The sequence below is a fragment of the Streptomyces sp. NPDC005648 genome (assembly GCF_040605395.1).
Lineage (GTDB): Bacteria > Actinomycetota > Actinomycetes > Streptomycetales > Streptomycetaceae > Streptomyces.
Genome location: NZ_JBEXCS010000145.1, coordinates 1 through 15,482 on the forward strand (window position 1 = coordinate 1; position 15,482 = coordinate 15,482).

The window sequence follows — 15,482 nt, forward strand, 5'->3', positions numbered from 1 at the left end:
CGGGCGGCTTCTCCGAGATGAAGGCGAAGCTGCCGACCGGGTACTTCGACCCGCTGGGCATCGGCGGCGAGACGATCTTCACCTATGTCCTGATCTACACGTTCGGCATGCTCATCGGGCAGGACATCTGGCAGCGCGTCTTCACGGCGCGCGGCGACAGCACGGCGAAGTGGGGCGGCACGGTCGCCGGCACCTACTGTCTCGTCTACGCCCTCGCCGGCGCCGTCATCGGTACGGCGGCCAAGGTGCTCTACCCGAAGCTGGCCGGCCCCGACGACGCCTTCGCCACCATCGTCAAGGACGAACTCCCCGTCGGAGTGCGGGGGTTGGTGCTCGCCGCCGCCCTGGCCGCCGTGATGTCCACGTCCTCCGGCGCGCTGATCGCCTGCGCGACCGTCGCCAACAACGACATCTGGTCCCGGCTGCGGGGACGCACCGTTTCCGGTGACCATGACGAAGTACGCGGCAACCGCGCCTTCATCCTCGTCATGGGAGTCGGGGTGATCTGCACGGCGATCGCCCTCAACAACGTCGTCGAGGCCCTGACGGTCGCCTACAACCTGCTGGTCGGCGGCCTCCTCGTGCCCATCCTCGGCGGACTGCTGTGGAAGCGCGGAACCGCCCAGGGCGCGCTGGCCGCCGTCGCCGTCGGCGGCCTCGCGGTCATCGGCCTGATGGCGGGCTACGGCATCCTCGCCAACGAGCCCGTCTACTACGGCCTGCTCTCCTCCCTCGTCGCCTACGTCGCCGTCTCCCTGGTCACGAAGCCGACCGACGCGGCCGTTCTCGCCGCCTGGCGCGAGCGCCTCGCCGGACGGGCCCCGGAGTCGGTCTCGGAGCCCGTCCCGGCAGCCCGGTAGAGTCGTACAAGAAATAGTACTTATCGCTCCATACGCGATGAAGCGTAGGAAAGAAGGCATTACCCCATGAGCAGCAACGAGACGCCCCGCGGCCCCGTCGACTCCTCCCGCGTCCCGCGGTACGCCGGACCCGCGACCTTCGCCCGGCTGCCCCGCCTCGACGAGGTCGGCCGGGCCGATGTCGCCGTGGTCGGGGTGCCGTTCGACTCGGGTGTCTCGTACCGGCCGGGCGCCCGCTTCGGCGGCAACGCGATCCGTGAGGCGTCCCGGCTGCTGCGGCCCTACAACCCGGCGCAGGACGCGTCGCCCTTCGCGCTGGCGCAGGTCGCCGACGGCGGGGACATCGCCGTGAACCCGTTCGACATCCACGAGGCCGTCGAGACGGTCGAGGCCGCGGCCGACGAACTCCTCGGCACCGGCGCCCGGTTGATGACGCTGGGCGGCGACCACACCATCGCGCTCCCGCTGCTGAGGTCCGTCGCGAAGAAGCACGGCCCGGTCGCCCTGCTCCACTTCGACGCCCATCTCGACACCTGGGACACGTACTTCGGCGCCGAGTACACCCACGGGACCCCCTTCCGGCGCGCGGTGGAGGAGGGCATCCTCGACACCTCGGCCCTCTCCCACGTCGGCACCCGCGGCCCCCTCTACGGCAAGCAGGACCTCACCGACGACGAGAAGATGGGCTTCGGCATCGTCACCTCGGCGGACGTCTACCGCCGCGGCGCCGACGAGGTGGCCGACCAGCTGCGGCAGCGCGTCGGCGACCGCCCGCTGTACATCTCCATCGACATCGACTGCCTGGACCCGGCCCACGCGCCCGGCACCGGCACCCCGGAGGCGGGCGGTATGACCTCCCGCGAGCTGCTGGAGATCCTGCGCGGCCTCGCCTCCTGCAACCTGGTCTCGGCGGACGTCGTCGAGGTGGCCCCCGCGTACGATCACGCGGAGATCACGTCGGTGGCCGCGTCCCACACGGCGTACGAACTGACCACGATCATGACCCGGCAGATCGCCGCGGCCCGCGCGGAGAACAAGGGGACCGAGGGGAAAGAGGGCAAGTGACCCACGACCACGACCTGGAACTCCGCCCGACCCAGGCGCAGATCGCCGCCGCTCTGAACCCTCCCGCGGGGCGCAACGGCGGAGACCTGGTCGTGGAGTCGCTGGGCGCGCTCGGCGCCACCACCGTCTTCGGCCTGCCCGGCCAGCACGCGCTCGGCATGTTCGACGCGCTGCGCCGCTCCGACCTGCGCTACATCGGGCTGCGGGTGGAGAACAACGCGGGATTCGCGGCCGACGCGTACGGCCGGATCACGGGCGAGGCCGCGCCGCTCCTGCTGTCGACGGGCCCGGGCGCGCTGACCTCGCTCGCGGCGCTCCAGGAGGCGCGCGCGGCCTCCGCCCCCGTGCTGGCGATCAGCAGCCAGGTCCCCACGGCCGGCCTGGGCGGCGGCCGTCACGGCTATCTGCACGAACTGCCCGACCAGGCGGCCTCGTTCAGGGGCGTGGTGAAGTCGGTCCACACGGTCCGTACCCAGTCCCAGATCCCCTCGGCGATCGCGGCGGCCTGGAAGTCGGCGCTCACGGCCCCGCACGGTCCGGTGTGGGTGGAGATTCCGCAGGACGTACTGCTGGCGGCCACCTCCGTCCCCGTGGTGACGGGCGGCGACACCTTCCCCGACGCACTGCCCCCGCGCCCCGAACTCACGGCCGTGGCGGCGCACTTGCTGTCGAAGGCGGCCCGTCCGGCGATCATCGCCGGCGGGGGAGTGGTACGGGCGGACGCGTCGGGGAAGCTGCGTCAGCTCGCCGAGCGGCTCCAGGCGCCGGTCGTCACCACCTTCGGCGGCAAGGGCGCGTTCCCCTGGACGCACCCGCTCTCCCTGCAGTCCTGGCTGGAGGACCGCCACACCACCGACTTCCTGGAGGACGCGGACGTCCTGCTGGTGGTCGGCTCGGGCCTCGGTGAACTCTCCTCGAACTACCACACGTTCAGGCCCCGGGGCCGGGTGATCCAGATCGAGGCGGACCTCGGCAAACTGGAGTCCAACCACCCGGCGCTGGGCATCCACGCGGACGCGCGACCGGCGTTGCAGGCACTCCTCGAGACGGTCCAGGAGCGTACGGACCCCTCGGCCCCGGAGCGGGTCCGGGAGCTGCTGGCGAAGGTGGCCGAGCGACTCGCCGCCCAGGAACTCAACCTGGAACAGGACGTGCTGGCGTCCGTCCGCCGGGCCCTGCCCGCGCACTCCCCGTCCTTCTGGGACATGACGATCCTCGCCTACTGGGCCTGGTCGGCCTTCGACCCCAAGGGCCCCAACCACATGCACTCCGCCCAGGGCGCGGGCGGCCTCGGCTACGGCTTCCCGGCGGCCCTGGGCGCCGCGGCGGCCGACCCCACGACCCCGGTGCTCGCGGTCTCCGGCGACGGCGGAGCCCTGTACTCCGTCGCCGAGCTGGCGACCGCCCGCCAGTACGACCTGAACGTCACCTGGCTGATCGTCGACGACGGCGGCTACGGCATCCTGCGCGAGTACATGACGGACACCTTCGGCGAGGCGACGGCGACCGAACTGACCCGGCCGGACTACGCGGCCCTCGCCGAGTCGTTCGGGGTGCCGGCGGTGCGGACGAGCCCGGAGAGCCTGGAGACGGACCTGGCGAAGGCCCTGGCGACCCCCGGGCCCTCGGTGGTCGTACTCCCGGCCCTGCTGCGGATGTTCGCGCCGACGCATCTCGGCGCGGGCGAGCGGTAGGGAGCGGTGGGGCCGTCGCCGTCGGCAGGGGGGCGGCCGGCTCTCCGCCCCGCGCAACAGGGCCGAGCCGAGCGGGGTGAGCGTGTGCAGGACGCTCGTGCCGTACCGGAGGCTGCTGATGAGTCCCGCGTCCCGCAGGGCGGTGATGTGCTGGCTCACGGTGGGTGCCGACACCCCCGCCAGCCGGGCCAGTTCGCCGGTGGTCGCGCCCGGGGTGATGCCCCGCAGCAGCTGTGCCCGGGTGCGGCCGAGCAGGACGCCGAGCGGCCTGTCGAGGGCGGTCGGCCGCATCTCGCGGAGTACGGGATAGACCAACACGGGCGGGAGCGCGGAGTCGCCCAGTGCGATGGGAGAGCCCCAGCAGAAGTACGACGGCACCAGGGTCAGCCCGCGCCCGTCGAGCACGAGGTCGCGCTCCTCCGCCGGATACTGCACATGGAGCACCGGTGCCTCCCAGCGCATCTGCGGCCCCAACCCGCCGAGCAGCCCGTCCACACCCCCGGCCAGCAGGGCACGCCCCCGGACCGACCGGTCCGCCTCCACCTGGGCCAGGGCTCGCTCCCGGAAGGGCGCCACGGCGACCTCGTAGTACCGCCGCAGGGCCCCCGCCACGTACTGGCGCCTCTCGCGCTCCACGAGCCGCGGTGCCCAGCGGGGTGCCGTGTTCGACGCGAAGCGCGCCACCTCCTGGCGCACCTGGTCGGCGGGTGTGTCCACGACCGCCGCGAGCCCGGCCGCGAGGCCCTGGGCTCCCTCCGCGGGGGTCAGGAAGTCGGGGAAGTACGCCGTTCTCGGGAAGAGCGGCAGCAGGACGTCCCGTAAGAGCCCCTCCAGCCCCTGGTCCGCCAGCCGCGCGCGGGTCGTCCGGTACCACTCCGCATGTGCGCTGCGCCCCTGCTGGGTCTGGAACCGGTGCAGGCTCAGCGCGATCTCCCAGAGCGGATCCGGATCGGACGCCATTCTGGTGCGGGCCAGGTCGGCTTCGGTGAAGTGGATGCGCAGCATGAGGCCCCCCGGGGTCCCGCCCGTTGTGACCGGGCGAGTCATCATGGCCGCCTCCGGACACGGCTGACAACACCTGCAACAGGCGTTATTCGGACATCTGTTCATCCCTCTGTGAAGAATCTGTGTGTGCCGTATTCCCGCCCCTGACCTGCGCTTTTCGGTCAGGGCCGCAAGGCATGGGCAACCGGTCCCGCTGCTGCCAGTGTTGTTCGGGCCACCCCGGGACCGACAGAAAGGAATGTCATGTCTATGACAGTACGGTCCAGATGGGCCCGTTCGCGCAGGGCGCTGGCGGCGACCGCCGGCCTGGCAGCGGCGCTCACCGTAGGCGGAGTCGTGACGGCGGCGCCGGCGTCGGCCGGTACCCACTGTTCCTCCGGCTATCACTGTGTGTTCTGGTCCACCTTCAACAGCGCCAGGCACTCGTACTTCAACAGCGACAACAACTTCACGAACGACACCTTCAACAGCACGACGTACGGCACCGCCGGCTCCGGCTCGACGGTCAACGACAACGTCGGGTACGCCAGCAACTCCTCCACCGGCAGCTACTACTCCCGGTACTACCTGGACATCGGCTACAGCGGCGGCATGGTCTTCTGCGTCGCGCCCGGCGGGGACGCGGATGCCATCATCGGCGGTTCGGTCAGCTCTCTCTCGCTGACGACCTCCAACCCGGGCGGCTGCTGGGACGACTGACCCGCACACCGTCGTGGATCCGGTGGCCCGCCGCCGGATCCACCCCGCCGGGAGGAGGAAGACCTTGGTAACACGCAAAATCGCCGCACTCGCGACCGCCGCGGTCGTCGTCGCCTGTGCCGCCTGGGTGTACGTCGACCGATCGGGGCCGTCCGCGACCGCCACCCCGCGGCCGGGGCCGGACGTCGGCCGCCTGAGCGCCCGTCTGCCCTTCTACCCGCTCCGGCACGCGCCCAGCGATCGACGGTGGCGGATCGACCGGGCGGTGCGGCAGTTGACCATCAGCTGCATGGCCGCCCACGGCTACCGGTACACGCCGGCCCCCGTCCCCAGGCCGACCGCGGCCACCGTCGACCACCCGCTGCCGTTCGGCCTGGAGTCGCTGGCCACCGCCACCGCCACCCCCGAACCAGGAGCGTCGGAACAGCGCAGGAGCAAGGCGTTCGTCCTCGCTCTCTACGGTCCCACCGACCGGCGTATCACCGCCCGGGGCAAGCTGGTCAAGGTCTCCGTGCCGGCCACGGGCTGCCAGGCCGAGGCCAAGAAGCGGCTCCTGGGCTCTCAGCGTCAGCAGTGGCTCCAGGTGACCGTCCAACTGGGCGAAGGCGAGATCCAGGCCCGCAAGAACCTGGACAAGGACCCCGCCTTCCGCGCGGCCGACGCCCGCTGGGCGCGCTGCATGCTGGCCGCCGGAGTCGAGACGGACGACCCCGTCCGCCTGCTCCAGAGCCTTCCCCGAGACACCGACTTCGCCACCAGCCCCGTCGCCAAGGCCGACATCAGGTGCAAGTCCGACACCGACTACCTGCGTACGGCCTACACCCGACTGGCCGCCGTCCAGCGCGCCTGGCTCGACGCGCACCCCACGACCCTCACGACCTGGCAGTCCCTCATGCGGCGCCAGGACGGAGCCGCGAAACAGGTTCTCGGGTGATGGACGCGGTGACGGGGCCGGTGACGTGTGCGGTGCCGTCTACCAGATCGCGTCCACCCACTCCGGGTGGTCGATGAACGGGTTCCGGTTGTGCTGGTACGTGTTGTAGATGACGTTGTTGCGGTTCTCCTCGAACGCGCTCGGCGGGTCCTCGTCGTTCCACTGCTTCAGGACCGAGAGCTTGCCGATGTACGGATTGGAGCCGTTGTTGACCTTGTCGTCGGGCTCCAGGTTCGCGAAGCCGTCGTCGCCCTCGTAGCGGACGGCCATGTAGAGGATCATGCGGGCGACATCGCCCTTGACGGCGTCGCGGGGCTCGAAGGAGTCCGAGTCGACCTTGCTGCCGCCGCTGTCGGTGAAGGTGGAGCCGCCCTCGTCGAAGTCGAGGTTGCCGCGCTTGCCGTTGACCGCGACGTCCTCCGGGCGGATGTGGTGCAGATCGGTGCCCGGTCCGGTCGAGGTGGTCAGATCGCCGTGCGAGATCGCCCACACGTGCTCGCGGTTCCAGTCGCCGCTGTCACCGCCGTTGAGCGACTTGCTCCGGGAGATGCCCGAGTAGAGCAGGATCACGTTGCCGCTGTTGTTCGGGTCCTGGTCCGTGACCTTCAGGGCGTCCCAGAGCGCCGAGTACGACAGCTTCGTCACACCGGTGCTGATGATCGTGTGCAGGGAGGACTTGAGGCTGGTGCCCGTCTTGCCGATCGCGTTCTTGTAGTACGTCGAGTCGTACGCGGTCGTCGTCGCGGAGGCCTGGGTCGCGGTCACGGCCGGGGCGGCGAGGCCCACCAGGACGGCCGCTGTGGTGAGGGCCACCGACTTCCAGCGGCGGATGCGTGTCGCCGGCATAAAGGTTGTCCCATCTACGCGGGTTGAATGGAGGCGGCAAGAGGGAGGGTGACATGGACATGAGGTCTCGTCGGTTAACGGGACGTTAAAAAAGGCCCCCGACCATGTGGTCGGGGGCCGTGGTGGGTCGGCGCGCGTCAGCTGACGTCCGACGGGTCCAGACGGTAGACCGTCGAAGTGTTCGAAGTGTTCGAAGTGTTCGACGAGTTAGACGAGTTAGACGAGTTCGAGGAGCTGGAGGAGCTCGACGTCGCGTTCTTGTCGTACGCGCTCTCCTTCACCGCCGTGCCGTGCTTCTGCACCCAGGCCGTGAGCTCCGAGTCGGCGCTGTTGCCGCCGCCGGGGCCGCCACCCATGCCGCCGCCGAGCTGGATGTAGTGCAGCTCGCCCTTCTTCACCAGTTCCTTGAGCTTGGCGAGGGTCATCGCCTTGTCGGAGCCGGTGAAGCCGAACATGGAGATCACGGGCTTGCCGGTGCTGAGGATCATCTGGCCCGCGCTCTGCGAGTTGGAGACCGCGATCAGCCACTTGGCGCCGTCCTGGTGCTTCTCCAGGTACGAGATCAGCTGGCTGTCGGCGCCGCCCCTCCCCCCGCCGCCGAAGCCGCCGCGGGTGCCGCCGGGTGCCGTACCACCGCCGGGGAACGCCCCACCGGCGCCGCCCTGTTGACCACTCTGGCCACTCTGGCCGCCCGGCGCACCGCTCGGCATGCCGCCCTGCGGCAGCTCACCGGTGCCGCCGCCCGGCGTCATCCGACCGCTGCCGCCACCGGGCAGCTCGCCGTTCGCCCGGCCGCCCCGCGTACCGTCCTGCCGGCTGCCGCCCGGACCGCCGCCGAAGCCGCCCCGGCCGCCGCCCATGCCACCGGGACCCCCCATGCCACCGGTCGACGGACCCGCCGTCGGATTGGTGCCGCCCATCATGCCGCTGGTGGAGCCGAAGGCCGGCGAGGCCGCGTACGCCGTCGGGCCCGCGAGGGCCGCCACGATCGCCGCCGCGACCGACGCGCCGAGGAGCCTCACCTTCGTACCGGAACCGCCGGACCGGAAGACGAACAGACCCACGATCGCGAGGACCATGACCACGGCGACCGCCGGCCACAGCCAGGTGTTCCAGCCGGTCGCCCGGCGCAGGAGCACCACGGCCCAGATGCCGGTGACCGCGAGACCCGCCGGCAGCACCCACGACCAGCGGGCGTCACCGCCGCGGAAGGCGCGCCACAGCATCACACCGCCGCCACCGGTGAGCGCCGCGATGCCCGGGGCCAGCGCGGTCGTGTAGTACGGGTGCATCGTGCCCTCGGCCATCGCGAAGGTCAGGTAGTGCAGGACCAGCCAGCCGCCCCACAGGATCAGCGCGGCGCGGGTGGGGTCGGTGCGCGGGGCGCGGCCGACCAGGATCACCCCGGCGACGAACGCGAGGAACGCGAACGGGATCAGCCAGGAGATCTGGCCCCCGAGGATGTCGTTGAACATACGGCCGATGCCCGCGGTGCCCGCGAAGGTGCCGCCACCGCCACCGCCACCGCCCCCACCGCCGCCGTTGCCCTCGCCGCCGAGGACCCGGCCGAGGCCGTTGTAGCCCATGATCAGGTTCCAGGCGGAGCCGTCGGTCGAACCGCCGATGTACGGGCGGTCGTCGGCGGGGACCAGGGAGACGGCCGTCGCCCACCAGAAGCTGGAGACCGCCAGCGCCACAGCGGCGAGCGCCAGGTTGACGGCCTTCTTCCTCCAGCCCGCCTTCGAGGCGTAGACGTACACCGCGAAGACGGCCGGCAGGGCGATGTAGCCCTGGAGCATCTTGGTGTTGAAGGCGAGGCCGAAGCACACGGCCGAGCCGATCAGGGGCAGCAGCCGGTCGGTGCGGACCGACCGCAGGGCGAGGGCCGCGCCCGCGACCATCAGCAGCACCAGGATGGTGTCGGGGTTGTTGTCCCGGTCGATGGCCACCGTGATCGGGGTCAGCGCCAGCACCAGAGCGGCGATGGCGGCCGCCGCATGGCCGAAGTACCGCTTCACGGACGAGTGCAGGATCCAGATCGTGCCCAGCGCGGCGGCGATCTCCGGCGCCATCATCTGCCAGGTGCCGAAGCCGAAGAGCCGGCAGGACAGGCCCATGATCATGAGCGCGAACGGCGGCTTGTCGACGGTGATGAAGTTCCCGGCGTCGAGAGAGCCGAAGAACCAGGCCTTCCAGCTCTGCGTACCGCTGTAGACGGCCGCGCTGTAGAAGCTGTTGAGGCTGCTGCCGCTCAGGTTCCAGCCGTACAGGACGCCGGCCAGGACCAGGATCGCGAGCAGCGCGGGCAGCGACCAGCGCGGGGCCCTGTCCGGGGGCGCCGGCACGGGCGGGGCCGGTGGCGCCCAGTCGGCGGACACGGTCTCGGTGTGGGGGTGGGGATCGGTGGCAGATGTCACGAGGGCATCGTGCGAACGCGCGGTGAGTGCGGGCTGTGCCGCACCTGGCTTCCACCTGTGAATCGGCAAAGGGGCCGGTAACGGGTTGGGCAGCAGTTGCTCAACAACCCCGTTGATGCGTGCAACCTTTCACCCGAACTTGTGTGTCAACACGGGCATGACTCATGGGAGATCCAGCAGCCGCGCGAGAGCGCTCGTCACCGGCGCCGTCGGCCTCGGTGTCCTCATACCCGCCGTCGCCGCCGCCTCGCCCGCCGCCGCCGCGACGGCACCGACCGTCAGCTGTACGTCCGCGAAGGCCGCGTTGGCCACCAAGCTCAAGAAGGACATCACCACCGCCCTCGCGAACCGCAAGGGCACCATCGCCGTCGGCCTCTACGACCGCACCACCGACACCACCTGCTCGCTGCGCGCCACCTCGTCCTACGACTCCGCGAGCGTCGTGAAGGTCACCGTCCTCGCCACGCTGCTCTGGGACGCGAAGAAGCACAACCGCTATCTCACCGACAGCGAGGCCTCGCTCGCCAAGGCCATGATCACCAAGTCGGACAACAACGCGACCAGCAAGCTCTGGAAGCAGCTGGGCCTGACGAAGATCAAGGGTTTCCTGAACGCCGCCGGCATGACGAAGACCGTCCCCGGCGCGAACGGCTACTGGGGCCTGACCCAGATCAACGTCACCGACGAGCAGAAGCTGCTCAAGCTGATCACCGCGAGCAACACCGTGCTGAGCGACAACTCCCGTGCGTACGTCCTGAAGTTGATGGGCCAGGTCATCTCCTCGCAGCGCTGGGGCACACCGTACGGCGTCCCGTCCGGGGTCTCCTGGCACGTCAAGAACGGCTGGCTGCAACGCTCCACGCACGGCTGGCGGGTGCACAGCGTCGGCACCTTCAAGGGCGGCGGACACGACTACATGATCACGGTGCTCACCTGGGGCAACAGCACCATGAACTACGGCATCACGACCATTCAGGGCGTCGCGAAGGTCATTCACCGGGATCTCGCGGCGAGTTGACCCCTGACGGCCTCCCGCCCGTCACCGCCCCGCCCTACGGTGACGCCCATGCGCCTGCTGAGAACCGAACGCCCGAGGACCGAACGCCCGATCACCGGACGCCGGAGTGCCGTACGTCCGCGGACCGTACTCGCGGCCACCGCCGCGGCCCTGGCGGCGGCCGCCTGCCTCACCGCCGCCGGGCCCGCCACCGCTGACGCCGACTCACCGGTGAACCACGCCTGTTCCCCGTCCGTCTCCATCGACCGCTTCTCCGACGCGCTCGACAAGACGACGTACGACGGGACCTTCGTCGGCAACTTCTCCGCGCTCGCCGTGGACCGGGACGGCTCCATCGCCGCCCTGGAGGACCGCTCCTCCCTCTTCGACCTGGACCGCCGGACTCTCCGGCCCGAGCGCGTGGTCCAGCTCGCGGACGAGAACGGTGCCGCGCTCGACAGCGAGGGCCTCGTCATCGACCGCGACGGCACCCGCCTCATCACCTCCGAGACCGAGCCGTCGATCCGCCGCTACAGCGTGGACGGCAGGATCCTCGACCGCCTCCCGGTCCCGTCCTACCTCTCCGTCGCGCCCGCCGGACGGGCCACGGTCAACCAGACCTTCGAGGGTCTGACCATGCTGCCCGGCGGTCACACCCTGCTGGCCTCCATGGAGTACGCGATCTCCGGCGACACGGCCGGCATCCTGCGCTTCCAGACGTGGACCAGGACCCGGGACGACCACTTCCGGCTCGGCGCCCAGTACGCCTACCGCACCGACGCCGCCTTCCTGGGTGTCCCCGAGGTCCAGGCCCTCCCCGACGGCCGCCTGCTCGTCCTGGAGCGCGGTTTCACCCCCGGCGTCGGCAACACGGTCCGCCTCTACCTCGCCGACCCCCGCCACGCGACCGACACCGGTGGCATCGAGAACCTCACGGGTCAGGCCGGCGTACGCCTGATCGGGAAGACCCTCCTCACGGACATCGTGACCTGCCCGTCACTGGGAGCGACCGCCAAGCAGCCCCAGCCCAACCCGCTCCTCGACAACATCGAGGGAATGGCGGTCACGGGGTACTCGAAGGGCCGCCTGAAGGTGCTCCTGGTCAGCGACGACAACCAGAACGCGACGCAGACGACACGGTTCTACTACCTGCGGGTACGGATCTGAGCGCTGTCTCACGTTTTGTTGCGGAGGGATGAAATCCGTATCCGTGTGTGTTGGTGCCTTCCGGTAGATCAGGACTTCTGACCGACGGAGGGCACCCGCGTGGAACCGCAAAGGGGCTGGGCACGGCGACTGGCGGGGTACGCGTGGCGCCATCCCAGGGACGTCGTCCTCGCCCTCGGCTCCTCCCTCGTGGGCATGGCCGTCATGGCGCTCGTCCCGCTGGTCACCAAGGTGATCATCGACGATGTGATCGGCGACCACAGCCGCCGTATGGGCCCGTGGGCCGGTGCCCTGGTCGCCGCCGCCGTCCTCGTCTACGTCGCCACCTACATCCGCCGCTACTACGGCGGCCGGCTCGCGCTCGACGTCCAGCACGACCTGCGCACCGAGATGTTCGAGACGATCACCCGCCTCGACGGCCGCCGCCAGGACGAGCTCTCCACCGGCCAGGTGGTCGGCCGCGCCACCAGCGACCTCCAGCTGATCCAGGGGCTGCTCTTCATGCTCCCGATGACCATCGGGAACCTGCTGCTCTTCCTGATCTCCCTCGTGATCATGGCGTGGCTCTCGCTGCCGCTCACCCTGGTCGCGCTCGCCGTCGCCCCGGCCCTGTGGTGGATCGCCAAGCGCAGCCGCTCCAGGCTGCACCCCGCCACCTGGTACGCCCAGGCCCAGGCGGCGGCCGTCGCGGGTGTGGTCGACGGTGCCGTCAGCGGCGTACGCGTGGTGAAGGGCTTCGGGCAGGAGGACCAGGAGACCGGGAAGCTGCGGGAGGTGGGGCGCAGGCTCTTCGCGGGCCGGCTGCGCACCATCCGGCTGAACAGCACCTACACCCCCGCCCTCCAGGCCGTCCCCGCCCTCGGCCAGGTCGCCATGCTCGCCGTCGGCGGCTGGCTCGCGGTCCGCGGCCACATCACCCTCGGCACGTTCGTCGCCTTCTCCACCTACCTCGCCCAGCTGGTCGGCCCGGTCCGGATGCTCGCCGTGGTCCTCACGGTCGGCCAGCAGGCCAGGGCCGGCACCGAGCGGGTGCTGGAGCTGATCGACACCGAGCCGTCGATGACCGACGGCACCAGGACCCTGCCCGCCGACGCCCCCGCGACCGTCGAGTTCGACGACGTGTCCTTCGGCTACGACCAGTCCTCCGGCGGCACCCGTCCCGTCCTCGACGGCCTCAGCTTCGAGATCCGCCCCGGCGAGACCCTCGCGGTCGTCGGCTCCTCCGGCTCCGGCAAGTCCACCGTCTCCCTCCTCCTCCCGCGCTTCTACGACGTCACCCACGGCGCCGTCCTCGTCGGCGGCCACGACGTCCGCGAGCTCACCCTCGACTCGCTGCGGGCCGCGATCGGCCTGGTCCCCGAGGACTCTTTCCTCTTCTCGGACACGGTCCGCAACAACATCGCCTACGGCCGTCCCGACGCGACCGAGGACCAGATCCTGGTGGCCGCCCGCGCCGCCCAGGCGGACCGTTTCATCAAGGAGCTTCCGGACGGCTACGACACCAAGGTCGGCGAGCACGGCCTCACCCTCTCCGGCGGCCAGCGCCAGCGCGTCGCCCTGGCCCGCGCGATCCTCACCGACCCGCGCCTGCTGGTCCTCGACGACGCCACCTCCGCCGTGGACGCGCGCGTGGAGCACGAGATCCACGAGGCCCTGAAGCAGGTCATGCGGGGGCGCACCACGCTCCTCATCGCCCACCGCCGCTCCACCCTCAACCTCGCCGACCGGATCGCGGTCCTGGACGCCGGACGCCTCGCCGACATCGGCACGCACGAGGAGCTCCAGCGGCGCTCGGCCCTCTACCGCCGGCTCCTCACCGACCCCGACGAGCTCGGCGGTGTCTCGCCCGGCCACACCCCGCCGGTCGCTCCGGCCGAGGACACCTCCGTACGGGACGAACTCGACGCGGAGTTCGACGCCGAGCGCGGTGTCACCCCGAGGCTGTGGACCGGCGACCGCGAGCCCAAGGACCAGGCCCTGGCCGGGATGCCGGCCACCCCCGAACTCCTCGCCCAGGTCGACGCGTTGCCCCCGGCGACCGACACACCGGACATCGACGAGGGGCGGGCGGTGCAGCCGGAGGAGTCGTACGGACTCAAGCGTCTGCTACGGGGGTTCGGGCTGCCCCTGCTGGTCAGCCTCGGGCTGGTCGCCGTGGACGCCGGCGTGGGGCTGCTGCTGCCGATCCTCATCCGGCACGGCATCGACCAGGGCGTCACCGCGATGGCCGTGGGCGCGGTCTGGTCGGCGTCACTGCTCGGTCTGCTGGCGGTGGTGGCCCAGTGGGCGGCGCAGATCGGTGAGACGCGGATGACCGGGCGGACGGGCGAGCGGGTTCTGTACGCGCTGCGGCTGAAGATCTTCGCCCAGCTGCAGCGGCTCGGACTCGACTACTACGAGCGGGAGTTGACCGGGCGGATCATGACGAGGATGACGACGGACGTCGACGCCCTCTCGACCTTCCTCCAGACCGGCCTGGTCACGGCGTTCGTCTCGGTCGTCACCTTCTTCGGCATCATGGTCGCGCTGCTGGTGATCGACGTACAGCTGGCGCTGGTCGTGTTCGCGACCCTGCCGCCGCTGATCGTCGCCACGTTCTTCTTCCGCCGGGCGAGTGTGAAGGCGTACGAACTCGCCCGTGAGCGGGTGTCGTTGGTCAACGCCGATCTCCAGGAGTCGGTGTCCGGGCTGCGGATCGTGCAGGCGTTCCGGCGGGAGCGGGACGGCGCGGCGCGGTTCGCCGAGCGCAGCGACAGCTACCGCACGGCGCGCACCCGGGGGCAGTGGCTGATCTCGATCTACTTCCCGTTCGTGCAGCTGCTGTCGTCCGTGGCGGCGGCCGCCGTGCTGATCGCGGGCGCGGGCCGGGTGGACGCCGCCACGCTCACCACCGGCGCCCTGGTCGCGTATCTGCTGTACATCGACCTGTTCTTCGCGCCGGTCCAGCAGCTCTCCCAGGTCTTCGACGGCTATCAGCAGGCCACGGTCTCGCTCGGCCGTATCCAGGAACTGCTCCAGGAGCCGACCTCCACCAAGGCGCCCGACGAACCCCTCGAAGTCCTCTCCCTGCGCGGCGAAGTCGCCTTCGAGGACGTCCACTTCGCCTACGGAGACGACGAAGAGGCCCTGGGCGGTGTGCAGTTGACCATCCCGGCGGGCCAGACCGTCGCCTTCGTGGGCGAGACGGGCGCCGGCAAGTCGACCCTCGTCAAACTCGTGGCACGGTTCTACGACCCCACGGGCGGCCGGGTCACCGTCGACGGCACCGACCTGCGCGCCCTGGACATCACCTCCTACCGCCACCGTCTGGGCGTCGTCCCGCAGGAGGCGTACCTCTTCCAGGGCACCGTCCGCGACGCCATCGCCTACGGCCGCCCCGACGCCACCGACGCCCAAGTGGAGGCGGCGGCCCGCGCGGTCGGCGCCCACGAGATGATCGCGACCCTCGCCGGCGGTTACCTCCACGAGGTCGCCGAGCGCGGCCGCAACCTCTCGGCGGGCCAGCGCCAGCTGATCGCACTGGCCCGCGCCGAACTGGTCGACCCCGACATCCTCCTCCTCGACGAGGCCACGGCCGCCCTCGACCTCGCCACGGAGGCCCAGGTCAACCAGGCCACAGACCGCCTGGCAGGCCGCCGCACCACCCTCGTCGTGGCCCACCGCCTGACCACAGCGGCCCGCGCCGACCGAGTGGTCCTCATGGACCACGGCCGCGTGATCGAGGACGGCACCCACGACGAACTCCTGGCCCTGGAGGGCCGGTACGCGGAGCTGTGGCGGGCCTTTGTGGGGGAGGGC

At 70.9% G+C, this 15,482-nt stretch carries 9 protein-coding genes and 2 pseudogenes; 8 read left to right on the top strand and 3 right to left on the bottom strand.

The window, feature by feature from the left end; translation table 11 throughout:
- The 3 genes and pseudogenes from ABZT17_RS42835 to ABZT17_RS42845 form a co-directional block, all read left to right on the top strand.
- Positions 1–860: pseudogene (locus ABZT17_RS42835) on the top strand (sodium:solute symporter); the annotation flags it as partial.
- Between the two features lie 66 nt (positions 861–926).
- Positions 927–1,925, top strand: coding sequence for an agmatinase (gene speB / locus ABZT17_RS42840; protein ID WP_356357604.1), 999 nt, complete (start codon positions 927–929; stop codon positions 1,923–1,925).
- Positions 1,922–3,619: a thiamine pyrophosphate-binding protein gene (locus ABZT17_RS42845; protein ID WP_356357605.1), complete on the top strand. Its 1,698-nt coding sequence runs from the start codon at positions 1,922–1,924 to the stop codon at positions 3,617–3,619. The genes speB and ABZT17_RS42845 overlap by 4 nt, the downstream gene beginning before the upstream one ends.
- 123 nt (positions 3,620–3,742) lie before the next feature.
- Here ABZT17_RS42845 and ABZT17_RS42850 read toward each other — a convergent pair.
- Positions 3,743–4,729: pseudogene (locus ABZT17_RS42850) on the bottom strand (winged helix-turn-helix domain-containing protein); the annotation flags it as partial.
- A gap of 138 nt (positions 4,730–4,867) precedes the next feature.
- Between ABZT17_RS42850 and ABZT17_RS42855 the strand changes: the two are divergent.
- Both ABZT17_RS42855 and ABZT17_RS42860 read left to right on the top strand, forming a co-directional pair.
- The gene (locus tag ABZT17_RS42855; protein WP_356357606.1) at positions 4,868–5,323 is read left to right on the top strand and encodes a hypothetical protein; all 456 of its coding nucleotides are present in this window, start codon (positions 4,868–4,870) and stop codon (positions 5,321–5,323) included.
- Positions 5,324–5,387: 64 nt separating this feature from the next.
- A complete protein-coding gene (locus ABZT17_RS42860; protein ID WP_356357607.1) occupies positions 5,388–6,257 on the top strand; it encodes a hypothetical protein in 870 nt (289 codons plus the stop codon).
- Between the two features lie 39 nt (positions 6,258–6,296).
- On the opposite strand, the gene ABZT17_RS42865 is transcribed toward ABZT17_RS42860, so the two are convergent.
- Both ABZT17_RS42865 and ABZT17_RS42870 read right to left on the bottom strand, forming a co-directional pair.
- A complete protein-coding gene (locus ABZT17_RS42865; protein WP_356357608.1) occupies positions 6,297–7,103 on the bottom strand; it encodes an endonuclease in 807 nt (268 codons plus the stop codon).
- 137 nt (positions 7,104–7,240) lie between these two features.
- Entirely contained in the window at positions 7,241–9,520 is a 2,280-nt protein-coding gene (locus ABZT17_RS42870) for a glycosyltransferase family 39 protein (protein ID WP_356357609.1), read from the bottom strand.
- Between the two features lie 157 nt (positions 9,521–9,677).
- On the opposite strand from ABZT17_RS42870, the gene ABZT17_RS42875 reads away from it, so the two are divergent.
- The 3 genes from ABZT17_RS42875 to ABZT17_RS42885 all read left to right on the top strand — a co-directional run.
- On the top strand, positions 9,678–10,538 hold the full coding sequence (locus ABZT17_RS42875; protein ID WP_356357610.1) for a serine hydrolase: 861 nt from the start codon (positions 9,678–9,680) through the stop codon (positions 10,536–10,538).
- A 48-nt stretch (positions 10,539–10,586) separates the two neighbouring features.
- Positions 10,587–11,684 (top strand): esterase-like activity of phytase family protein, encoded by a 1,098-nt coding sequence (locus ABZT17_RS42880; protein ID WP_356357611.1) that lies wholly within the window; start codon positions 10,587–10,589, stop codon positions 11,682–11,684.
- 99 nt (positions 11,685–11,783) lie between these two features.
- Positions 11,784–15,482: ABC transporter ATP-binding protein (locus ABZT17_RS42885; RefSeq protein WP_356357612.1), on the top strand; the 3,699-nt coding region annotated here is incomplete at its 3' end.

What these genes read in the sequence shown, in the direction of transcription:
- ABZT17_RS42875 (WP_356357610.1), top strand. Translation starts at nt 9,678, where the DNA reads ATGACTCATGGGAGATCCAGCAGCCGCGCGAGAGCGCTCGTCACCGGC.
- ABZT17_RS42880 (WP_356357611.1), top strand. Translation starts at nt 10,587, where the DNA reads ATGCGCCTGCTGAGAACCGAACGCCCGAGGACCGAACGCCCGATCACC.
- ABZT17_RS42865 (WP_356357608.1), bottom strand. Translation starts at nt 7,103, where the DNA reads ATGCCGGCGACACGCATCCGCCGCTGGAAGTCGGTGGCCCTCACCACA.
- ABZT17_RS42855 (WP_356357606.1), top strand. Translation starts at nt 4,868, where the DNA reads ATGTCTATGACAGTACGGTCCAGATGGGCCCGTTCGCGCAGGGCGCTG.
- speB (WP_356357604.1), top strand. Translation starts at nt 927, where the DNA reads ATGAGCAGCAACGAGACGCCCCGCGGCCCCGTCGACTCCTCCCGCGTC.